Source organism: Alcaligenes sp. EGD-AK7, from assembly GCF_000465875.3.
Taxonomy (GTDB): Bacteria; Pseudomonadota; Gammaproteobacteria; order Burkholderiales; family Burkholderiaceae_B; genus Alcaligenes; species Alcaligenes phenolicus.
This window is the reverse complement of record NZ_AVOG02000069.1, coordinates 19,816-41,159: the sequence shown is the minus strand read 5'-3', so window position 1 is coordinate 41,159 and position 21,344 is coordinate 19,816. Positions and strand designations below refer to the sequence as shown.

General features: G+C 55.9%; 23 protein-coding genes. 12 read left to right on the top strand and 11 right to left on the bottom strand.

Features of this window, described 5'->3' with window-relative positions; genetic code table 11:
• The first annotated feature begins 2 nt into the window (after positions 1 to 2).
• Genes N879_RS18370 through N879_RS18350 form a run of 5 tightly spaced genes read left to right on the top strand, consistent with a single transcriptional unit; the run spans position 3 to position 3,915 of the window.
• Positions 3 to 470, top strand: a complete 468-nt coding sequence (locus N879_RS18370) for a GNAT family N-acetyltransferase (protein WP_009460687.1) — start codon at positions 3 to 5, stop codon at positions 468 to 470.
• 24 nt (positions 471 to 494) lie between these two features.
• Positions 495 to 1,217, top strand: a complete 723-nt coding sequence (locus N879_RS18365) for a TenA family transcriptional regulator (protein WP_009460689.1) — start codon at positions 495 to 497, stop codon at positions 1,215 to 1,217.
• Positions 1,218 to 1,256: 39 nt separating this feature from the next.
• Positions 1,257 to 2,471, top strand: a complete 1,215-nt coding sequence (locus tag N879_RS18360) for an MFS transporter (protein WP_009460691.1) — start codon at positions 1,257 to 1,259, stop codon at positions 2,469 to 2,471.
• A complete protein-coding gene (locus N879_RS18355) occupies positions 2,404 to 3,708 on the top strand; it encodes an aminotransferase class I/II-fold pyridoxal phosphate-dependent enzyme (RefSeq protein ID WP_235484342.1) in 1,305 nt (434 codons plus the stop codon). Before N879_RS18360 ends, N879_RS18355 begins: the two co-directional genes overlap by 68 nt.
• Before the next feature lie 9 nt (positions 3,709 to 3,717).
• Complete coding sequence (locus N879_RS18350; protein ID WP_009460694.1) at positions 3,718 to 3,915, top strand: hypothetical protein; 198 nt, start codon at positions 3,718 to 3,720, stop codon at positions 3,913 to 3,915.
• An 85-nt stretch (positions 3,916 to 4,000) separates the two neighbouring features.
• On the opposite strand, the gene N879_RS18345 is transcribed toward N879_RS18350, so the two are convergent.
• The 8 genes from N879_RS18345 to N879_RS18310 all read right to left on the bottom strand — a co-directional run bounded on the left by N879_RS18345 (position 4,001) and on the right by N879_RS18310 (position 10,578).
• Entirely contained in the window at positions 4,001 to 4,408 is a 408-nt protein-coding gene (locus N879_RS18345; RefSeq protein ID WP_009460696.1) for a YgiW/YdeI family stress tolerance OB fold protein, read from the bottom strand.
• 96 nt (positions 4,409 to 4,504) lie between these two features.
• Positions 4,505 to 5,896 carry an ATP-binding protein gene (locus N879_RS18340; protein ID WP_009460698.1) on the bottom strand — a complete coding sequence of 464 codons (1,392 nt, stop codon included), beginning with the start codon at positions 5,894 to 5,896 and terminating at the stop codon, positions 4,505 to 4,507.
• On the bottom strand, positions 5,893 to 6,561 hold the full coding sequence (locus N879_RS18335; RefSeq protein ID WP_009460700.1) for a response regulator transcription factor: 669 nt from the start codon (positions 6,559 to 6,561) through the stop codon (positions 5,893 to 5,895). Before N879_RS18335 ends, N879_RS18340 begins: the two co-directional genes overlap by 4 nt.
• Before the next feature lie 146 nt (positions 6,562 to 6,707).
• Positions 6,708 to 7,442: an arsenical resistance protein ArsH gene (arsH, locus tag N879_RS18330; RefSeq protein ID WP_022983587.1), complete on the bottom strand. Its 735-nt coding sequence runs from the start codon at positions 7,440 to 7,442 to the stop codon at positions 6,708 to 6,710.
• Positions 7,411 to 7,842 (bottom strand): arsenate reductase (glutaredoxin), encoded by a 432-nt coding sequence (gene arsC, locus N879_RS18325; RefSeq protein WP_009460703.1) that lies wholly within the window; start codon positions 7,840 to 7,842, stop codon positions 7,411 to 7,413. Before arsC ends, arsH begins: the two co-directional genes overlap by 32 nt.
• Positions 7,843 to 7,864: 22 nt before the next feature.
• On the bottom strand, positions 7,865 to 9,151 hold the full coding sequence (locus tag N879_RS18320; RefSeq protein ID WP_009460705.1) for an arsenic transporter: 1,287 nt from the start codon (positions 9,149 to 9,151) through the stop codon (positions 7,865 to 7,867).
• A gap of 88 nt (positions 9,152 to 9,239) precedes the next feature.
• The gene (locus N879_RS18315) at positions 9,240 to 9,563 is read right to left on the bottom strand and encodes an ArsR/SmtB family transcription factor (protein WP_009460707.1); all 324 of its coding nucleotides are present in this window, start codon (positions 9,561 to 9,563) and stop codon (positions 9,240 to 9,242) included.
• A gap of 157 nt (positions 9,564 to 9,720) precedes the next feature.
• Positions 9,721 to 10,578 carry a LysR substrate-binding domain-containing protein gene (locus N879_RS18310; protein WP_009460708.1) on the bottom strand — a complete coding sequence of 286 codons (858 nt, stop codon included), beginning with the start codon at positions 10,576 to 10,578 and terminating at the stop codon, positions 9,721 to 9,723.
• Between the two features lie 362 nt (positions 10,579 to 10,940).
• Here N879_RS18310 and N879_RS18305 point away from each other — a divergent pair, with 362 nt between their 5' ends.
• A complete protein-coding gene (locus N879_RS18305) occupies positions 10,941 to 11,558 on the top strand; it encodes a LysE family translocator (protein ID WP_009460710.1) in 618 nt (205 codons plus the stop codon).
• 378 nt (positions 11,559 to 11,936) lie between these two features.
• Positions 11,937 to 13,160 carry an amidohydrolase gene (locus N879_RS18300; RefSeq protein ID WP_009460712.1) on the top strand — a complete coding sequence of 408 codons (1,224 nt, stop codon included), beginning with the start codon at positions 11,937 to 11,939 and terminating at the stop codon, positions 13,158 to 13,160.
• A gap of 198 nt (positions 13,161 to 13,358) precedes the next feature.
• Here the strand turns inward: N879_RS18300 and N879_RS18295 are convergent, their stop codons facing one another.
• Complete coding sequence (locus N879_RS18295) at positions 13,359 to 15,005, bottom strand: long-chain-fatty-acid--CoA ligase (RefSeq protein WP_009460714.1); 1,647 nt, start codon at positions 15,003 to 15,005, stop codon at positions 13,359 to 13,361.
• A gap of 140 nt (positions 15,006 to 15,145) precedes the next feature.
• Entirely contained in the window at positions 15,146 to 16,030 is an 885-nt protein-coding gene (locus N879_RS18290) for a LysR substrate-binding domain-containing protein (protein ID WP_009460716.1), read from the bottom strand.
• A 113-nt stretch (positions 16,031 to 16,143) separates the two neighbouring features.
• Here N879_RS18290 and phnD point away from each other — a divergent pair, with 113 nt between their 5' ends.
• From phnD to phnX, 5 genes are read left to right on the top strand one after another with little or no spacing between them, the layout of a single operon-like run.
• Positions 16,144 to 17,034 (top strand): phosphonate ABC transporter substrate-binding protein, encoded by an 891-nt coding sequence (phnD, locus tag N879_RS18285; protein ID WP_022983585.1) that lies wholly within the window; start codon positions 16,144 to 16,146, stop codon positions 17,032 to 17,034.
• Positions 17,031 to 17,846 (top strand): phosphonate ABC transporter ATP-binding protein, encoded by an 816-nt coding sequence (gene phnC / locus N879_RS18280; RefSeq protein ID WP_009460718.1) that lies wholly within the window; start codon positions 17,031 to 17,033, stop codon positions 17,844 to 17,846. Before phnD ends, phnC begins: the two co-directional genes overlap by 4 nt.
• A gap of 2 nt (positions 17,847 to 17,848) precedes the next feature.
• Complete coding sequence (gene phnE / locus N879_RS18275) at positions 17,849 to 18,664, top strand: phosphonate ABC transporter, permease protein PhnE (RefSeq protein WP_009460720.1); 816 nt, start codon at positions 17,849 to 17,851, stop codon at positions 18,662 to 18,664.
• Between the two features lie 25 nt (positions 18,665 to 18,689).
• On the top strand, positions 18,690 to 19,802 hold the full coding sequence (gene psrA / locus N879_RS18270) for an iron-containing alcohol dehydrogenase PsrA (protein ID WP_009460722.1): 1,113 nt from the start codon (positions 18,690 to 18,692) through the stop codon (positions 19,800 to 19,802).
• A gap of 48 nt (positions 19,803 to 19,850) precedes the next feature.
• Positions 19,851 to 20,693 (top strand): phosphonoacetaldehyde hydrolase, encoded by an 843-nt coding sequence (gene phnX, locus N879_RS18265; protein WP_009460724.1) that lies wholly within the window; start codon positions 19,851 to 19,853, stop codon positions 20,691 to 20,693.
• Between the two features lie 115 nt (positions 20,694 to 20,808).
• On the opposite strand, the gene N879_RS18260 is transcribed toward phnX, so the two are convergent.
• Positions 20,809 to 21,315: a LysR family transcriptional regulator gene (locus N879_RS18260; protein WP_009460726.1), complete on the bottom strand. Its 507-nt coding sequence runs from the start codon at positions 21,313 to 21,315 to the stop codon at positions 20,809 to 20,811.
• Between the last annotated feature and the right edge of the window lie 29 nt (positions 21,316 to 21,344).

Here is a 21,344-nt window from a genome sequence, read left to right as displayed (position 1 = left end):
ATATGACGGTCGCTGATAAGGGCACGCTGGGGTTTGCCTCTGAGCTGTCGGGAGAGCAGGCGCATCTGTTCCTGGACGCCCTGAACCGCAAAGTGGCAGACGGGGATACGCAAGCCTTGTATGCCAGCTATGCCGGTCAACCAGCCTTCTTTGTGATGATGAATTTGAGTGGCATGCCCAATTGCCGACACAGTGCTGAACTCGCCAAGGCGGTCGTGGCGCCGGGGTTTCGTGGACAAGGTTTACCGAAACATGCCTTGCGAGCCTTGATCTGTCGAGCCAGGGAGTTGGGCATCGAGCAGTTTGTTCTGGATGTGCGCGAGGGGTCTCGGGCACATCGGTTATGGACTCGATATGGTTTTCAGACTTGGGGAATTCTTCCGGACTATGCCCGCGTGGCAGGACAGGTTTTCGCGGGTCACTACATGTCGCAATCCATAGAAGTGCTGGCCCAACGCCTGGGAATTTAGGAATTCTTCAAAAGGATCTTGTAAATGTTGAGTAAGTCAGAATTTAAAAATGAGCTTGAAAGTACATTGCATGGCCATCTTACATTGGCTCATCCTATCTTTATTGAATTGCTCAATACGCAGCAACCTAATAAGGAGTTGCTGAAACAGGTGGCCTTGCAAGGTTATCAATTGACCAAGCATTTCCTGCATTATGTGGAGCACCTTTTTTTCTATTGTCCAGTTCCTAAATTCAAGAGGGCTTTGCTGGTTAATGTGTATGAAGAAGAGACGGGTCGCCTTTCCCAGACAGACAACCATGTCGTTTTGATGCAGAACTTTATTCGTGCCCTGGGAATTAGTGATGAAGAGCGCGACGCCGCTACCCCTTTGCCCGCCACACAAGAACTGATTGATTATCGACTGAAAGCGGTCGAGGATCCGCAGCGCTACCACGTGGGCGCGGCGGCGGTCATGATCGCCAGCGAAGGCCAGAACCTGGAGACCAAGGCAGGTGAGGCCCGCCACACCTTGCTGGGAGAAGTTTACGGCTTGCAGGAAAAAGATCTTTTGTTCTTTTCCGTGCACCAGGAAGAGGATGTGGGGCATGTCATGCAGGGGCTGAACTTGGTGACCGAGCTCTGTAACACTGAAAAGTTGCAGAAAGAGGCGCTGGAGGCCGTGGACCATACCTGCACCTTGTTCTGGAACATGTATGACAACTTGCATCGAGAGTACTGCCAGCCAAGCCCCGTTCGTCTGAGTTGATTCGGTGCGCCATTGAAAATATGAGGTGGATGTTGCTTCATGCAAAACAAGAATGTTGTCCGCTCTCTGGTCGGGCTGGGATTTCTGGCCATGTTTCTCTCGAGCGCGTTCAAAGGGGTTTTCCAGGTTTATTTCAATGACCTGGCTCTGTCTTTTGAGCGCGGCCGATCAGATTTCGGTTTTGTGGGCGGGGTGTTCCTTTTGGTATCCGGGCTGGCATCGCCGATGGTCGGTGCCTTGTCGGATCGCTTTGGGCCCATCTGGACCGTCTTGATCGGCAGTGTGCTTGGAGGGGGAGCATTCCTTTTGCTTGGCCTTCTACCTCATCAGTACTGGCTTTTTGTCATTTTGTATGGACTTTTGGCGGCGTTTTCTCTGGCGGCGATGACGTTTGTGCCCATGGGCATATTGGTTGACCGGTTGTTCGACCAGAAAAATAAAAGCTTCGCTTATGCCTTGATCACTAATGGCACGGCAATTGGATTCATTGTCCTTTCCCCATTCTGGTTGTGGTTGCAAGCCCATTTCGAATGGCAGCAGGTCTTTTTTGTTGTTGGTCTGCTGTTCCTGGGGCCTTTGGCCTTGCTGTTCTGGCTGGGGGCACGAGTGCCTTTGCCTGCGAAAGAGTCTGTCGGACATATTCAGGAGAAACGCGTTGGCACTTGGCCTGTCGTGTTGCGCGATCCTGGCTTTTACGTGCTTGCCTTTGGTTTCTTCGGCTGTGGGGCGTCGATGGCGTTCATTGACGTTCATCTGGTGCCTTTATGGCGCGATGCCGGGGTCAGCCGCGCAAGCATGGGGATGAGTTTGAGCCTGTTTGGCGTGCTGGAAATGATTAGCGGTTTAGTGGCTGGCTGGTTGGCGCTGCGCTTCTCCCAGTATCGGCTGCTGGCGGCATTCTACGTACTACGCTGTCTGGCCATGAGCTTGTTATTGGCTCCCTCCGGGATAGTGACGACCTATGTATTTGCGGCTGTATTTGGGGCCAGTTATCTCGGAACAGTCATATTGACCTCAGCGATCTGTCTGGATCGCTATGGAGGCGCCGTCAAGGGACAGGTATTTGGCATGCTTTTTCTGGTTCATCAGATCGGCGCTTTTGGGTCTGCTCAATTAGGTGCTTACGGCTATGACCGTTTGGGTAGCTATCAGGCCACAGTCATGGTCCTGGCCATGCTGACCGCGATTGCCGGTATTTCTTCACTCTTTCTGTCGTCTGTTGCGTTTCGACGGACTCAATCTGAATTCAACTGAGATCTCCATGATGTTCAATGACCAAGGTGCTACTCAAATGCTCAGGATTGGACAGGGTATCGATGTCTCTGACAGCTTTTGCGAGCCGCTTGCACTGACCTCTGCCTATTGCTTCAGTTCAGCCAGTGAGGCAGCCGCTCGTTTTGGCGGGACGGAGCCGGGCAATGTCTATAGTCGATTTACCAATCCAACAGTCAAGACTTTCGAGCAGCGGGTTGCTTTCCTGGAGGAGGCTGAAGCGGCGGTAGCGTTTGCATCCGGCATGGCCGCATTGTCAGCGGTGGTGATGGCGTTTGCCGCGAGTGGTCGCAATATTGTGTGCGCACGTGATGTGTTTGGCACGACTCTGACGATGTTGCGTCAGCATTTTTCCCCTTATGGAGTGGAGGTGCGCGTCGTTGGCATGTTGGATTACGACGCTTGGGAAAAGGCGATCGATAGTGCTACATGCTTGGTTATTGTTGAAACTCCAGCAAATCCGATGCAGCAGGTTGCCGATATTGCCCGGCTGTCGCGCATGGCCCATGCCCATGGGGCATTGCTCCTGGTAGACAGCACCATGCTGACCCCAGTTTTGCAGCGACCATTGAGGCACGGCGCGGATCTGGTATTGCACTCTGCCGGTAAATATATGGATGGCCAAGGGCGGTGCATAGCCGGTGTAGTCGGTGGGGCCGAGGCATTGATGCAGCCACTGCGGGCGGTGTTGCGTTCGCAAGGAGCCTGCCTGAGCCCTATGAATGCCTGGTTACTGCTCAAGAGTCTTGAGACGCTTGAGTTACGTATGCAGCGCATCAGTGCCAGCGCACTGTCGATAGCGCGTTGGCTGGATAAGCATCCGAATGTCGGTTCGGTGTTTTACTCGGGCCTGGAGTCGCATCCCTGCCATGAAATCGCTTGCGCGCAGCAGGCCGGCTTTGGAGGGGTGGTCAGCTTTGAAGTGGGCACGAGCCAAAAAGAGGCTTGGGCTTTCATGGATGCTTTGCAGCTGATTTCAATTGCCACCAATATTGGAGATACACGCAGCATGGTCACGCACCCGGCATCAACGACACATGGACGCTGGTCGCCGGAGGATCGCATGCACTGCGGGATTGGGGACAATCTCGTGCGCTTGTCTGTGGGCTTGGAGTCACTTGCCGACTTGCAGCAGGATATTGATCTGGCACTCCAGATTGCCCTTGCTCAGAAGGATCAGAGTGTGCGGGGCTACTCCTTGCTTGAGACGCTGGAATGAGGGGGACAGATGTTTTTGACGTTGTTGTTTTCTGTCGTACTGACTTTCCATGCGCTGGTGCTGTCAGATAGCGGGCGACGCTCCAGGCAATGGTTTCGGTATCTTGTTATCAGCTTGATGGCTCTGTTGCTGAGCTTGCCGATTGATTTTGCCACCCTGAGCGACCGCCGGATTGACGGCCTCGCCTTTGGTGGCTTATGCGGTTGATGGCTGAGGGGGCCTGGTACCGGATAAGCCCATTGGTTTCAGCTTGTCCGGTACCAATTCCACTGGGACATCAGACCAGGCAGGATTAAGGCAGCAGGCTCAGGCGGTCGACTTCAAATTCGGTTTTGCGCAGGCCTTTGTCGAACTCGCCCGTCAGCTCCACTTTCTGTTCGGCGCTGATGGTTTGACCAGCCGGAAAGTCCTTGTTGTCGATCTCTACCGTGATACGGCCGGTGGCATCTTCAAAAATATAGCGCTCATCACCTTCAAACGACACCAGACGGCCTTGCAAACGCGCGATTTGATCGTCGCGGCCGGTTTCCAGGAACTGCTTGACGGTCATGAGCGGCACATTGTTAGGGCCAGAGTAGGAGCCGGCAGCCGTGGCGGCTTGAGGTGCATTGCTTGGGCCTGTGTAGTTGGCTGGTTGCGCGAGGGCAGCGGTGGCGCTCAGAGCAAGTACGGCGGCAAGAGTGGGTAAAGTGAATCGCATGATTGGGTTTCCTGTATCGGGTTATCGGGTCAATGTTCCGCCGATTGCGGAATGGTTTTATTAGACCCCCCGAACCTGAAGGCAATCTTAAGATACTTAATTGGGTGGGAAATCCAGCACGACACTCAGACCCTGGCCGTCCAGCCCCTCTTCAAAGGACAGCGTGGCCTCGTGCAAGGCCGCGATGCGGGCCACGATGGACAAACCCAGTCCGTTGCCTGTTTGGCCGGTTCCCAATACGCGAAAGAAGCGTTCTCCCAGTCTGGGCCGTTGTTCGGGGGGGACGCCAGGCCCATTGTCTCGGACCGCAAGGCGTACACCGCCATCGTGTCTGCGTGTTGTTTCGACCCGTACTCGGATGCCTGCGCCGCCGTAGCGAATGGCATTGCCAATCAGGTTACGTAAAGCGCTGTTTAACAGCACTGGCGCCGCCTGTATGCTTGTGACGGCCAGGGCTCTTTCCATGTTGATGGATGCCGAAGGCAGTGATGGAACCAGACTGTCCAGGACCTGATTCAGGTCTACGGTTTCACGCTTCAAGGGTTCGGCCTGCGGCTCCAGTCGCGTCAGGGCGAGCAGGCTTTCTACCAGGGCGGTACAACGGTCCAGGTCTGCGCGTAATTGCTGCAGATGGGCGTCAGGCAGTTGCAGCTCGCGCTCAATTAGTTGAACGCGCATGCGCAGCCCGGCCAAGGGCGTACGCAGTTCGTGTGCGGCATCGGACGTAAAGCGCCGTTCACTTTCCAGTGCGGAAGACAAGCGTGCCATGAGCGCATTCAATGCATCCAGCATGGGTTGCAGCTCGCGTGGGGGATTTCCGCCTTCTACAGGAGTGAGGTCATCAGACGATTTGGAATTGATGCGTTTAGCCGTGTCCTCCAAAGGACGCATCAGGCGTCGGATCAGGAACCAGCTGGACAGACCCAGCAGCGCCAGTAGCCCCACTGCGGGCCACACCAGGTTCTCGGCCATGTCTTCAAGCAGCTCCAGGCGTTCTTCCATAGGCTGGCCAACCTGGGCTGTGACCCCTCCGGCTCCGGGGCGCACGTAAACCCGCCAGAGTTCGTCATCAACCCAGACAGTGGTGATTTGCTTGCGTTTCGCCTGGGGGATAAAAGCCGTTTTGGGAGTGTCGTCGCCGCGTAGCAGTACCCGGCCATCTGCGGCCACGAGCTGGTAATACATGCGCAGCTTGAGAGCCGCGTCACGGTTCAGTCGTGTGTCTGTTGTATTGGCAGAAGCCTGCGCCTCTTGCGGGTCCAGCATCAGTACCAGACGTGCCCCTTCTTCAAGGGCATCATCAAGCACATCGCCGGTTGCGTGCCAGGCCACTCCGACTACGATGGCCAGGCTGACCAGCCACAGCCCAATACTGGTGCCCATGACGGTAAGCAGCAGACGATGTCGTAAGGACCAGCCTTTCGGGCGTGACACCGGGGACTTGGCGGTAAAGCGGATACGCGTTAGTTTCTGGAGCAGGTTTTTCATGCGGGTGCCAGAACGTAGCCTTGATTACGTACGGTGACGATGAAGTCACTGCCCAATTTCTTGCGCAGATTGTAGATGTGTACTTCGATAGCGTTGCTTTCCACTTCTTCGCTCCAGCCATAAAGGGCTTCTTCAAGCTGGGCACGACTCAGAATATGGGTGGGATGATGCATCAAGGCTTGCAGAACAGCGAATTCGCGTGCAGTTACGGCCACAGGCTTGTCGTTCAAGGTGACGCGCTTGGCTGTCGGGTCAATGGCGACGGGACCGTGACGCCATTGGGGAGAGGCTTGGGCGGCACTGCGGCGCAAGGCTGCACGTACGCGCGCGGACAGCTCCTCAAGATCAAACGGTTTGACCAGATAGTCGTCCGCGCCCAGATCCAGACCCTGTACCCGGTCAGCCAAGGTATCGCGCGCAGTGATCACAATGACGGGCACTTGTGCGTGAGATCCGCTGGCTCCTCGCAGACTGCGTAAAACCGCATCGCCATCCACACCGGGCAAGCCCCGATCCAGCAAGATGCACTGATAGGTATGAGTGGCCAGGGCTGTGGCAACTTGATCGCCACGTTGCAACCAGTCCACAGCGTAGCCGTCCAGATGCAGCCAGGACTGCAAGGAACTGCCCAGCGAAGGATCATCTTCGATTAAGAGAATACGCATGTGCAAAGCCTGGCAGGGAAAGATGAAGGGAAACTGATGTAGCTGCGGGGTATGAGGTAAAGCAGGGGCAAGCCCCTACCTTGTTTGTATAGCGACTGTGTGTTTTTGAAAAGTGCAGCGAGGTGTTTTCCGTTCTGATTGGCGCGCTAGATGCTGCGCTGTTGTACCCGTGCAGACAGCTCCTGCGCCGTCTCCTTGCGCTCGCTATATCGATCCACCAGATACTGCGCACAGTCACGCGTCAGCAAGGTGAACTTCATCAGTTCCTCCATCACATCCACCACGCGCTCGTAGTAGGACGAAGGTTCCATGCGGCCTTCTTCGTCAAATTCCAGAAAGGCTTTGGCAACCGAAGACTGGTTGGGGATAGTGATCAGGCGCATCCAGCGGCCCAGAACCCGCATCTGGTTCAAGGCGTTAAAGGATTGCGAGCCGCCTGACACTTGCATCACGGCCAGTGTTTTGCCTTGTGTTGGGCGTACAGCACCGATGCTTAACGGTATCCAGTCAATTTGTGCTTTCAGAACGCTGCTCATGGCACCGTGGCGCTCGGGCGATGTCCAGACCATGCCTTCGGCCCACTGCACGAGTTGGCGCAACTCCTGCACTTTCGGGTGGTCTTCTGCTGCACCGTCGGGCAAGGGCAGGCCTTGCGGGTCGAAAATTCTGGTTTCTGCACCCATTGCTTCCAGCAGCCGTGCTGCTTCTTGTGTCAGAAAGCGGCTGTAGGAGCGTTCTCTCAGGGAACCATATAAAAGCAGAATTCGAGGTGGGTGTGTGGCGCGTGCTTGAGGCAGCAGTTCTGCCATATCTGGAGTGTTAAATGCGTGCTCGTCCAGATTGGGTAAATCAGGCTTGCTCAATTCTTTGTCCTTTTTCATCAATAACGGCTTGGCCGTCTTCTTTCCGGAAGGCACCTTGTTGTGCTTGGGGAAGTATCTCCAGCACCTGTTCCGAGGGACGACACAAGCGCGTTCCCAATGGGGTGACAACAATAGGGCGGTTGATCAGAATCGGGTGTTGCAACATGAAATCAATCAGCTGTTCATCGCTCCATTTCGGGTCGCCGAGCCCGAGTTCTTCATAGGGCGTACCTTTTTGTCGCAAGACTTCACGCACGCTCAGTCCACAGTTTGCGATCAACTTAGTCAGCGTGCTGCGGTCCGGCGGTGTTTGCAGATACTCGATGATGGTGGGTTCTTGTCCGCTATTGCGGATCAGGCCCAAGGTGTTGCGCGAAGTGCCGCAGGCGGGGTTGTGATAGATGATGATGTCTGTCATGGCGCGATCTTGATATCAGGGTTTAGTGGGCGATACCCAGTCGCAGCGCCAAGGCTGCCAGGGTGATCAGCAAGACGGGTGTGGTCAGGATGGCTCCTACTTTGAAGTAGTAGCCCCAGCTGATTTTTGTGCCTTTCTGGGCCAGGACATGCAGCCACAGCAAGGTGGCCAGACTGCCTATAGGTGTGAATTTCGGGCCCAGATCGCTGCCAATGACGTTGGCGTAAATCATGGCTTCCTTGACGACGCCCTCGGCGCTGGAAGCGTCAATGGACAGGGCGGTGACAAGGACCGTGGGCATATTGTTCATCACCGAGGACAGCAGCGCAGACAGGACGCCGGTACCCATGGCCGCCCACACGCCAGCTTGGGCGAACTGATCCAGCAATAAACCCAGGTAATCGGTTAGCCCGGCATTGCGCAGGCCGTAAACCACCAGATACATGCCCAGCGAGAACACGACGATTTGCCAGGGGGCGCCACGCAGCACTTTTCGTGTGCTGATGACTGTGCCACGGGCGGCAACCGCCAGCAAAATGATGGCGCCTGCTGCGGCAACCGCACTGACAGGGACACCCAGGGGTTCCAGTGCAAAAAAGCCTGTCAGCAATAACGCCAGCACCATCCAGCCAGCCTTGAAACTGGCCATGTCCTTGATAGCTTCAGCAGGCGCTCTTAATTGTTCAAGGCGATAGTGGGCGGGAATGTCGCGACGGAAGTACAGCATCAGAACGACCAGGCTGGCCAGTGCAGACACGATGTTGACGGGTGCCATGATGGCGGCGTAGTCCGTGAAGCCCAGTTTGAAGTAGTCGGCAGAGACGATGTTCACCAAATTGGAGACGACCAGCGGCAAGCTGGCTGTGTCCGCAATAAAACCGGCTGCCATGACAAAAGCCAGAGTTGCTGCCGGTGAAAAGCCCAAGGCCAGCAACATGGCCATGACAATCGGCGTCAGAATCAATGCGGCCCCGTCATTGGCAAACAGGGCAGAGACTGCTGCGCCCAGAATCACGATAAAGGCAAAGAGCTTGCGCCCGTTGCCGGCTCCCCAACGGGCGACATGCAGGGCGGCCCATTCAAAAAAACCTGCCTCGTCCAATATCAGGCTGATGATGATAATGGCGACAAATGTGGCGGTGGCGTTCCAGACGATATTCCAGACCAGGGCCAGGTCAGTCCATTGCACGACGCCAGACAGCAAGGCAGCAACTGCGCCTAAAGAGGCACTCCAACCAATGCCCAAACCTTTGGGCTGCCAGATCACCAGGGTTAAGGTAGCGATGAAAATGAGTACAGCAAGAAGCATGACGGAGTGCTCTGATCAGGGGGTAGCCAGCAAGGCAGTTAAGTTCCGAATAGTTTTTGCAGGACGTGGATATCAAGTGTCCGGCGCTCTAGCAGTTCTGACACAGGTCTTGCGTTGGGAGGCAGGTTTGACCCTGACAGCAATTCTCGGTCAGATAAGTAAGCAGATTGTTCATGGCGGGAAAGGTGGCGCTGTAGAGCAGATTGCGACCTTGCCGCTCGGCGTGGATCAGCCCGGCATTGCTAAGCTCCTTTAAATGAAAGGACAGGGCGTTGGGCGCAATGCCTAGCTGCTCGGCCAGAGAGCCGGGTGTCAGTCCGGTGGGCCCGGCAACAACCAGTGCGCGGAAAACCCGTAGGCGGGCTTCGTGGGCCAGAGCGGCCAGGGAGCGGATAACTTGAGATTCTTCCATGGAGTAATAATACAACAATTCAAGAATTGTTGAATTAATTATTGCTTTCCAATCGCAGTACTTTTGCGGACTGCTTATCTATTTGAAAGACAAAGTCACGATGATGTTCTGGTATAGCGCGTATGGCCCATTTTGCTGTTTGCCGCCAGCGCTGGGCTTAAGCCGCCAACTGCTCACTTAACCAGTCGGCAAATACTTCCGCACGCGGGTTTTGATCCAGAGCCTGGGGAGAGAGCAGGTAGTACGCCGAGCCGTCCGCAATGAATCCTTGCGGGGCAATGAGCTGCCCGCTTTGCAGTTCATCTTGCACCATCAGGCGCGACACAATACTCATGCCTTGTCCGGACAAGGCGGCCTGGATACATAAATAAAAATGCTCTAGTTCCAGCTTGTTGGCAGAGCGTATGACTTGGCCGCTAAGTCGCGCCCAGGTGGCCCAAGCTTGCGGACGGGAGCTGCTTTGTATCAGCACCTGTTTGGCCGTGTCCTGGGTGTGGGGATAGTGAGGCTGGCAGACCGGCCCTATCATTTCTTCGCACAATTTCAGGCCGCAGACCGAGTCTGCCCAATGAAAGTCGTCACGGCGTATGGCCAGATCCACTCCCATTTGAGCAAAGTTCACTGGCCCCCCGGCTGTAATCAGATGCACGGTGATATTAGGGTGCAGAGTGTGAAAATCCCCCAGTCGGGGTATCAACCATTTCATTGCAATGGTGGGCTCGCAGGAAACGACCAGCGCATGTTCACGCTGTGTCTGCTGCAACTGATACACCACGTCTTCCAAGCGCTCGAACATGGGCGCGGTCACATGCAAAAGCTGGCGGCCTGCCTGTGTCAGAAATACAGCTCGATTGCGCCGTTCAAACAGTTCTACCCCCAAAGATTCTTCCAGCGCCCGAATCTGGCGACTGACCGCGCCGTGAGTGACATGCAGCAGCTGGGCTGCCTGCACAAAGCTGCCTGCCTTGGCGGCCGTGTCGAAGTAGCGGAAGGCCGTGAGATTGGGGATTTGCATGGTCGATGAAAACTCACAGAAATAGCGCAGGAATTATCGTTTTTAAATTAGCACAGGATTATCAATAATGAAATCCTGAGAGCAAATATTCAAACAAGAAAACGATAGAAGTTTTGGAGGGTTTTTCTTGGGTTTTGAAAATCTGGATTGATCCCGCTGAGAATAGCAAAAACTATATAAATTGGATGAATACATAGCTCACCAGGAAGGGTTTTCACATTCTGACTGGAGCGGTCTTTGCAGACTGGTAGATCGTCCGCGAAGGAACGATCTCATTCCTAGAGTGTAGGACTGGCTCTGCGGTTTGGCTGCCTTTGACCTAGCTTGTCACACCGATTTCATCAAACTTAGGCTTGTTAAAAATGCATGAACTGTTGGCCGTTGCCACTATCACTATCCTGGCCGTGATCAGCCCAGGCCCCGACTTTGCCATGGTCACTCGTAATGGCTATTCCTTTGGCCGCAAGATTGGCCTGATTTCGGCTCTGGGTATTGCTGCCGGGGTGCAGGTGCACGTGGTCTACACGGTGCTGGGCGTTGCAATTCTGATTACTCAGTCTCCCACCTTGTTTCTGGTGATGAAAGTGGTGGGAGCAGCGTACTTGATGTACCTGGGCTATCAGTCTTTCCGTAATCGCACTGTTTTGAATACGGACGGCGAGGCGGGAAATATGCCCAGCGCCTGGCAAGCTTTTGGCATGGGGTTTTTGACCAATGCCTTGAATCCAAAAACCATGTTGTTTGTGGTGGCCACCTTTACGCAGCTGGTGCAGCCGGATGCATCGTTCTGGCTGAATTTCGCTTATGGATTTTTCATGTCTTTTGCCCATTGGGTCTGGTTCAGCATTGTGGCGCTGGTGTTCTCAAACAAGCGCTTGCGGGCAGCCATGCTGGCCCGGCAAAGATTGCTGGACAGGGTGATAGGCGTGGCCTTGTTCAGCTTGGGCGCTTCGCTGCTATTTGCCAACTCGGTGTCTTAGGGCGGCCATGCGGGAGCAGGTGCTGTGCACAGGCGATTTGTACTGCCTGATTATTGAAGTGATTAATAAATTGGCTCGAATTAAATTAAGAATTTAATTGAGTATTTTATTTTTAATTTGGTTTTGAATTATATTTGTATGGCTATTAATAATAAAAATATAAAAGTATGGAAAAAAATATGAATTAAATTCTTTAAAAGAATATCTGTTATCTTCTGTCATTTATTGACGGCGCTCTGGGTATGGTTGTTACGTTGCCGTTTCAGGTTTCGCACACTACTTGTAGAGAGGGAGACAAGAATGACTTGCCATCATATAAACGCAAAAGCGCTGGCTGCGTCTGGCCTGGCTTTATTCGCAGCGGTTCAGAGCAGTGTTATGGCTCAAAGCCCGGAGCCCCGGCTGGATACCAGCCAGCTGTATGCAGACGTGCATTTCCACGCTTCTAATTACGCCATGCAAGGTATTTCCTTAAAGGAATATGCAGAGCGCTATATGAGCGCCAATCGCCAGCAAATTGTGCGCTCCACCATCATGCCGATTCCTTTGCAGCAACGCTGGGACGGGTTTGAACAGTACCAGGCACAGTCTGGCGATCAGATGTATGGCCCGAACTACTACATAGGCCCCAAAGCAGACTTGTATTACTACTCTTTTGTGGATGCCATGTTTGCGCGCGAGTACGAACGCTTGCCGCCCCAGTATCAGGAAAAGCTGGATGTCATGATTACGGCCTTCAATCCCATGGACGTATATGCCTCGCAACATATCAAGCGTGCGGTGCTCAGTTTTCCAGGCGTGTTTGCCGGGGTGGGAGAGTTCACCATTCACAAGGAGCTGGTGTCCAGCAAGCTGGCTGGTGAAACGGTAGAACAAACCAAGGCCCCCTCTGTGCCGCTACCGCCTGATGCGGGCGATGGCAGCAAGGTATCGCTGTATTCCGAGTCGCTGGAGTATTTGTTCAAGACCATTGAAGAGATTGGTCTGGTCGCGATCTTGCACAACGATATGTACCGGGTAGAGGTCAATTACCAGGGTGAGCTGGAGCATTCCTATCCCGATCAGGACTATGTGGACGGCTTGAAGCACGTGTGTGGACATGCGCCCAAAGCCAAGGTGGTGTGGGCGCATACGGGCCTGGGGCGTTTTGTGAAACCCACCAGCGACCACATTATGCGCGTGAAAAAAGTGCTGGATGCCTGCCCCAGCTGGTCTACCGATATTTCCTGGGATCTGGTGCAGGACTATATGTTGAATCCCGAGCTGGGCATGCCCAGTCGCCAGGATTGGCTGAATTTCTTCAATGAATACCAGAACCGGATTCTGTGGGGTTCAGATGTGGTGATCTTTACGCGTAATCGCTTTGAGTCGGCCCCTCCCACTTCAGTGACACCGGGCGGTTTGATGGAACCGGCTCAGTACCATGCGGACTTGTCCAAGATGAGGGAGTTTCTGGACGAGTTGCCAGTGGCCATAGGCAACAAGATTCGCTATGAAAACTATCTGGGTCTGTTCAATCGTGCCAAGTTCTCTGTGCGGGCCTGGGAGCGCGAGAATGCGGATCTCAATATCTGGGATATTCCTACGCCCGTGCGTCCTTGAAGGAGGCATGCTGTTGATATGGGCGATCAGCCATAGATACTGGACTTGATTCTGGCCCTTTCAAAGCCAATGGCAAAGGCAAAAAACAGCCCCCCGACAGTTGGATAACTGTCGGGGGGCTGTTTGCGATTGCGCGTCAAGAAAGCCGAGCCTGGCTTCTTGATTCTGCTTTCAGGCATCTGGCTGGATGCAGCCTGGTTAACCGGCCTTGTTCTGCGCAGCCAGCTTGTCCAGATCCTCCTGAATCAGCTTGCGAATAGCGGTTTTCAAGAGCTTGCCGGTTGCTGTGTGCGGCAGTTCATCGACCACGATCAGTTCGTCAGGAATACTCCATTTGGAGACTTGTTCTGTAAACAGATCAATCATGTCCTGCTTGGTGAAGGTGGCGTCGTCCTGTAGCTGCACCACCAGAACCGGACGTTCGCCCCAGCGCTCGTCGGGCTTGGCTACGACAGCCGCTTCCTTGATCGCCGGGTGAGCCTGGGCAATGTTTTCCAGCTCGATGGAGCTGATCCATTCGCCACCGGATTTCACCACATCCTTGGTTCGGTCCACGATCTGGATAAAGCCATCCTGATCAATGGTCACCACGTCGCCCGTATTGAACCAGCCATCTTCTGTATGGGCAGAGGTGTCATTGCTATTGAAGTAAGAAGCCGCAATCCAGGGGCCGCGCACCATCATGGCACCAAACATCTTGCCGTCGCGGGCAATGGGTTGACCATCGTCGCCATCTACCCGGAACTCGACCCCGAAGAGCGGACGACCTTGCTTGGCCAGCAGCTTGAGTTTCTCGTTCTCCGGCAAGGACTCGTGCTTGGGCAGCAGGGCAGCCGCCAGACCGACCGGGCTGGTTTCCGTCATGCCCCAGGCGTGGCGTACCTTGACACCCAGCTTCTGGAAGCGGGTAATCATGACCGGAGGCGCAGACGAGCCGCCAATCACCAGGCGTTGCAGGCTGCTGAAGGTTTTGCCATTGGCTTGCATCCAGTCGAGCAGGCCTAGCCAGACGGTAGGCACACCGGCTGTCATGGTGACCCCTTCGTTTTCAAACAAGGTATGCAGGCTGGCGCCGTCCAGTTTCGGACCGGGCAAGACCAGTTTGGCGCCCACCATCAAGGCCGCATAGGGCAGGCCCCAGGCATTGACGTGGAACATGGGCACGATGGGGGTAATGGTGTCAGAAGCAGACAGACACAGGGCATCGGGCATGCTCAAGGCAAAGGCATGCAAGATCGTGGAGCGATGGCTGTAGAGCACGCCTTTGGGCTTGCCCGTGGTGCCGGAGGTGTAGCACAGGCCGCAGGCCGTGTTCTCATCAAACACCGGCCAGTCGAAATGATCGGATTCAGACGCAATCAGGGTTTCATAGCACTGCAGGTTGGGCAGCAGGTCCGACTTGGGCATGTGCGCTTCGTCCGTCATGATGACCACGGCTTTCAGCTTGGACAGCTGATCGGCCAAGGACTCCAGAATCGGCATGAAGTTCAGGTCGGCAAACAGCACGCTATCGTCTGCGTGTTCAATGATGTAGCCAATTTGATCCTGAAACAGACGCGGGTTGATGGTGTGGCACACCAGGCCCGAGCCCGATACGCCGTAATACAGCTCCAGGTGACGATAGCCGTTCCAGGCCAGGGTGCCGACGCGGTCGCCATGTTGCAGACCCATTTTTTTCAGCGCATTGGCCAGTTGCTGGCTGCGCTTGGACAGATCGGTATAAGTGTACCGGTGAATGTGGCCTTCAACGGTTTGGGAGACGACCTCTCGGTCTGCGTGATAGTTCGCTGCGTGACGCAGTATGGATGATACTAGCAGTGGGGTATTCATCATCATGCCAAGCATGGTCTTCGTCCTCCCTGGGAGTAAATCAAACAGAACTGACGGGCCTTGAAACTGTGAGTCTACGCGCAGAAAATGGACGAAACACATCACTGACTGTCATGGCCTACGTTTGCACAGTAGCCTGAAACTCACAAATACGTCTATGTAGTCGTTTGTATTTGCTTGCGTAATGCCAAAGCTTCTGTGAAAAATTGGGCAATCATGCGGCTGTCCCGGCGCTCGGCCAGGCAATATAAATACGTGTCGGTGCGCACGGGGTCTCCCTGAATACGAACGGCTTTGAAACGGTGGTCCGGAATGAATTCGGCCTCGGATACCGTACCGACGCCCAGCCCTCGGGCGACGGCTTCCCGCAAGGCCTCCCGACTACCAATTTCCATGACGGCGCGGGGCCGGATATGCTCCTTTTCCAGTGCTGCTTCCAGACAGGCCCGTGTGGTAGAGCCCGATTCCCGCTGCAATAACGGCGCATCCTGCAAGGCGGACAGAGGCACGCTGTCGTGCCGGGCCAAAGGGTGCGACAAGGGGGCGAACAGAATGACAGCATGGCTGGCGTAGTGCTCGGTGTGAAAAGCCGGGTCCTCGCAGGCTCCGGCCAGCACGGCAATATCGGTGGCATAGTCGGCCAGGTCGGCCAGCACCTCGGCCGAGTTCCCCATATGAATGGAGATATCCACCCCTGGAAACAGCTTGTGGTAGGCCTCTACCATTTCGATCACATGAAAAGGCCCCACGGCCCCAATGCGCAAGCGCCCCACGTGCAGCTTGCCACTGTCATGCAGGAGGTTGAAGGCATCTATTTCCAGAGCCCCCAGTTGCTGTGCCACGGGCAGCAGGGCCAGCCCGACCTGGGTTAGCTGAATCCCGCGCCCCCGGCGATGAAAAAGCTCGACATCGTGTTGTTGTTCCAGGCCCTGAATCTGTTTGGTAACGGTGGGTTGGGCCAGTCCCAGGGCGCGAGCCCCGGCGCTGAAGCTGCCGTGGCGGGCAACAGCCAGAAAGGCACGTAGGCGTGCGGCGGACATATAGACTCCATCTATAGATAACTGATGTTTTCAATCCTAAATCGATAACATGAAGGCAATGTGACCTTCCTAAGATGTCGGCATTCCTCCTACAAACCCTAAGGACGACTGCCGTGAACAAGAACGTATTTCAGACTGCCCGCCGCTCTTTCATCGCGGCAACGGCCGCTACAGCTGTTTTTTCGGTGTTCGGTACAGCGGCTCAGGCCGCACAGGACACGCTGACCATTGGCTTGATCCCTGCCGAGGATTCCCAAGCCATGATCGAATCCAGCAAGCAGGTGATTGAACAGCTGGAGCGCGAGTCGGGCATGAAGGTCGAGCCCTTTGTCGCCACGGACTACAACGGCATCATCGAAGCCCTGCGTGCCAAGAAGCTGGACGTGGCTTATCTGGGCCCATTCTCTTATGTGCTGGCCAATTCGGTGGCCGATGTAGAAGCTTTTGCCGTGGCTGTGACCAAGAAGACGGGCAAAAGCGCTTACAAGAGCTTGATCGTGGTGCGCGCAGACAGTGGCATTGAAAATGTGGAGCAGTTGAAAGATCGCACCTTTGCCTTTGTTGACCCCAGTTCCGCCTCCGGCCACCTGTTCCCTAAAGCGGGCCTGGAGAACGACGGTTACAAGCCCGAGGTGCTGTTTTCCCGTGTGGTGTTCTCCGGTTCGCACGATGCCAGTCTGCTGGCCGTGGCCAACAAGAAAGTTGATGCTGCCGCTGTTGCTGACCGTATTTATACCAGCGCCATTGCCAAGGGTCAGTTGGCCGAAGGCGATTTGAAGGTTGTCTGGTCGTCCAGCGATATTCCCGAGTCGCCCATGGTCTGGCGCAAGGATCTGGACCCAAGCGTGAAAGAGAAAGTCGCCAAGGCTCTGGCCAATATTAAAAATGTTCCTTGGGGCGATCAAGGCATGCTCAATGGCTTCCAGCCTACCACTGACGCGGCTTACAACGTAGTGCGCGATACTGCCAAGGTGCTGGATCTGGATCTGCGGAGCATGAAATGATCCGTGTGCGTGGCCTGAACAAGTGCTACGGCAGCAATAAGGTGCTGTGTGGTGTGGACATGGATGCAGAGGCTGGCGAGTTCCTGGTGGTACTAGGCCAGTCCGGGGCGGGCAAGTCCACCCTGCTGCGCTGCATGAACCGGCTGGCCCAAGCGGATACGGGCGAGTTGTCCGTGGCCGGCATTGACGCCATGTCCGCCCAGGATACGCGAGCTTTGCGGCGCCAGGTTGCCATGATTTTCCAGCATCACGATGTGGTGCCGCGCTTGTCGGTGCTGCGCAATGTGTTGACTGGGCGCCTGGGAGCGGTGCCCGTGTGGAGTTCCATTTTGCAACTGTTCAGCCGGGCAGATATCGCTCTGGCCCAGGACTGTCTGCAACGGGTCGGGCTGGCTCACAAGGCCCAGGCCCGTACCGACTCCCTGTCCGGTGGTCAGCGTCAACGGGTGGGCATTGCCCGTGCGCTGGCTCAGCGCCCGCGCATCATTCTGGCCGACGAGCCGGTTGCCAGTCTGGACCCTAAAACGGCCCGTCTGGTGATGCGTTATCTGCACGATGCCAGCCGGGAACTGGGCATTACCGTGGTCTGCAACCTGCACCAGGTTGATTACGCACGCGAATTTGCGGATCGCATTGTGGGTCTGGCTCATGGCCGTGTGGTGTATGACGGTGCCCCGGAGCAGATGACTGAGGATGATCTGGCACGCATTTACCCCGGCCCCGAGCCTGGGCACAGCGGTGTGTCGGGCAGTACGGGTGATGCCGCTTCTTTTCTGGCCGAACCGCTAAGCATTGTTACCAAGGGAGCGTGAAGATGGACAGCAAGTACTCCTGGGTCATGTCTACCCCGACCAGCGCCAAGGGCTGGATTCTGACCGCCCTGATGGTGGCCGCCATTATGGTGGGATTGCAGTGGAGCGCAGAGGGGGCGCAGTTAAGCGCCGCCGAGTTTGCTGCCGGCCTGCCACAAATTGCCGACTTTCTAAGCCGCACCTTTCCACCGGACTGGAGCATTTTGGGCAATTTGCTCGCTCCGGCCATCGAGACCATTCAGATTGCGATCTGGGGCACGGTGTTGGGCGTGATCGGCGCAGTGCCCGTGTCTTTTCTGGCTGCCCGTAACCTGAAGGTCAACCGCTACTTGTACGGTTTTACCCGCCAAAGCCTGAACATCATCCGCAGTATCAATGAGCTGATTCTGGCCCTGGTGTTTGTGGCTGCCGTGGGCCTGGGCCCTTTTCCTGGTGTGTTGGCTCTGGCCGTACATGGAGTGGGAATGCTGGGCAAGTTTTTTGCCGAAAGCATTGAGGAAATTGACCAGGGGCCATTGGATGCCCTGCGTGCTACTGGCGCGCGTCCTTTGCAGGTGATTGTGTTCGGTGTCTTGCCGCAGGTTATTACCGCCTGGATTGCCGTGATCCTGTATCGCTTCGAGGTCAACCTGCGTTCGGCCACCGTGCTGGGCATGGTGGGGGCTGGCGGCTTGGGCTTTGAACTGGTCAGCAGCCTGAAACTGTTCAAGTACCAGGAAACAGCGACCTGCATTGTGGTCATTACCGTGATGGTGGTGGTGGCCGACCTTATCTCCAACCGCCTGCGCGAAGCGATTCGCCACAACGGGCGCGATTGATTGCAGTTTTTCTTTTGAGATTGTTATGTGGCATTTTTTCAATCCAGTTCAGATCGATGCGGGGCATGGGGCTTTTGAGCGTCTGCCCGAGCATCTGGGAACCCGGCGAGCCATTCTGATTGCCTTTCCCGAAGCGCGTGAACTGGGCCAGTGCGATCGTTTGCAAGCCTTGCTGGGCGATCAACTGGTGGCGATCGAAACCGATATACAGCCCAATCCGGATGTGTCCTGGCTGGCCCCGCTGTATGAGCGCCTGTGGCGCGATCATCCCGATGTGGAGTGCATCATTGCTCTGGGTGGTGGCAGCGTGATCGATTGCGCCAAAGCCATGCTGAGCAGCACGCCTTCGGGCACGTTTTCCGAATTGCTGGACTGCCTGTCCGGCAAGACCAGCCTGAGCCAGCCTCCAGGGCGGGTGCGCAGCCTGATTGCCGTGCCCACCACGGCAGGCACCGGGAGCGAGGTTACCCCCTGGGCAACGATTTGGGACAAGGGACAGGGGCGCAAGTACTCCCTGCATCTGCCCTGGACCTGGCCTCAGGCCGCCATTATTGATCCGGGCTTGATGCGCAGCCTGCCTGCAGCGGCGACGTTGGCCAGCGGCCTGGATGCCTTGTCGCACGCCCTGGAGTCTTTGTGGAACGTCAACCGCAATCCGGTGTCGGCAAGCCTGGCGGTCTCGGCAGCGCGCCAGATCATGGGCAGCCTGCCGCTGCTGATGCAGGACTTGTCCAACCTGGAACTGCGCGGCCAACTGGCGGTTGCGGCCGTCATGGCAGGGCTGGCGTTCTCCAATACCAAGACGGCCCTGGCCCATTCTCTGTCTTACGAGCTGACTCTGGAACAAGGGCTGCCGCATGGCATCGCCTGCTCCTTCAGCTTGCCGCATGTGATGCAAATGGCACTGGGGCAGGATGCAGATCTGGACCGCTTGCTGCTGTCCATTTTTGATGCGCACAACGGCCTGCAGGCGGTGACGGCTCTGGCCCGTTTTCTGGAGGGGCTGGGTGTCAGTACAGACCCGGCCGCTTACGGTCTGGCTCCCGAGCAGTGGCAAGAACGAATTGCCCAGGCTCTGGAAGGCCCGCGAGGACGTAATTTCATTGGTGCACAGACTCTGGATGCTGTGCAGGTATAAGCCCGGCTATTGATCCGGTTTGTTTTCAAAACTGAAGGTTTTTCAATAATGACTCAGAATTTCAATGCTCTGGATACGCTTATGTCGGACAAGGTCGAGGCCGTTATTTTTGACTGGGCTGGCACGCTGGTCGATTTCAGTTCTCTGGCACCGACACAGATTTTTGTGGATGCCTTTGCCACCTTCGGGATTCAGATCAGCCTGGAGCAGGCACGTGGTCCCATGGGCTTGTCCAAGCGCGATCATATCCGTACCTTGCTGGCGACTGAATCGATTCAGGACCAATGGGTGGCCCAGTTCGAGCGTGCTTCCACGGATGCCGATATTGATGCCATCTACGAGCGTTTCATGCCCATGCAGATCGAGAAAGTAGCCGAGTACTCGGCTCCGATTGAAGGGGCGGCAGCTGTTCTGGAGCAGTTACGTGCCAAGGGCATCAAAGTGGGTTCCTGCTCGGGCTACCCTCGTCAGGTGCTTGATGTGTTGCTACCTGCTGCAGCCAGCCAGGGCCTGGCTCCCGATTGCGTTATCGCTGGTGATGAGTTGCCTGCTGGTGGTCGTCCCGGTCCTTTCATGGCCTTGGCCAATGTTCTGGCTCTGGGCGTGGGTGATGTGCGTCGTTGTATCAAAGTGGACGATACCGTGCCCGGTATCGAAGAAGGCCGCCGTGCGGGGATGTGGACGGTGGGCTTGAGCCTGTCGGGTAACGAAGTGGGCTTGTCGCTGGCCGAACTGAAGACTGCTGACCCAGCTGAAGTAAAAGCACGAGTCGAGCGAGCCAGCGAGCGTTTGAGCCAGTCCGGCGCGCACTACGTGATTGAAACCATTGCGGACTTCCCAGCCATTGTCCAGGCGATCCAGGCGCGTCTGGCACAAGGCGAAACACCCTGATTTCGTGGGGGCATTGAATCAGGCGTGAAGGGAAGGGCGGGGCTTTATGCCCCGCTTTTTTTATGCCTGGTATCAGTATGGCCGGGCGTGCTTCAGGTATTGCGCCGCCAGGCGACTAGGCACGTAGAAAGGCAATGACCGGATAACGGGCATAGGGTTGCATGCAGTAGCGGCGCTGGGGCTGGCAACTGGCCACGACGCCGACATCGCAGACGTACTTGTCCAGGTCGTCCAGGACCAGCTCGGAGTTGCCCAGTTTGACGGACAGCTTGATGCGCGGGTACACCGCGTGGAAGGACTCGATCAGTTCGGTGACGTGGTAAGGGCTGACGGCACCCAGTTTGAGGGTGCCGTAGTGCAGTTTGCCCGTGCCATCCAGCATTTGGCGCATGTCGGATTCCAGCGAGATCATGCGCCGGGCCATGGGCAGCATTTCCAGCCCGAGGGTGGACAGTTCGACACGCCGGCCCCGGCGATGAAACAGCTCGGCTCCGTATTCGCGTTCAATCATCTGTATTTGTGAACTGAGCGTGGTGTGGCTCATGTTCAGGGCCCGCGCGGCGGCGGTAAAGCCACCGTGCTGGGCCACCATGACGAAGGCCCGAATCTGGTTGAGCGTCATCGTGTTTCTCTAACTGTTTTTTCCGGGAC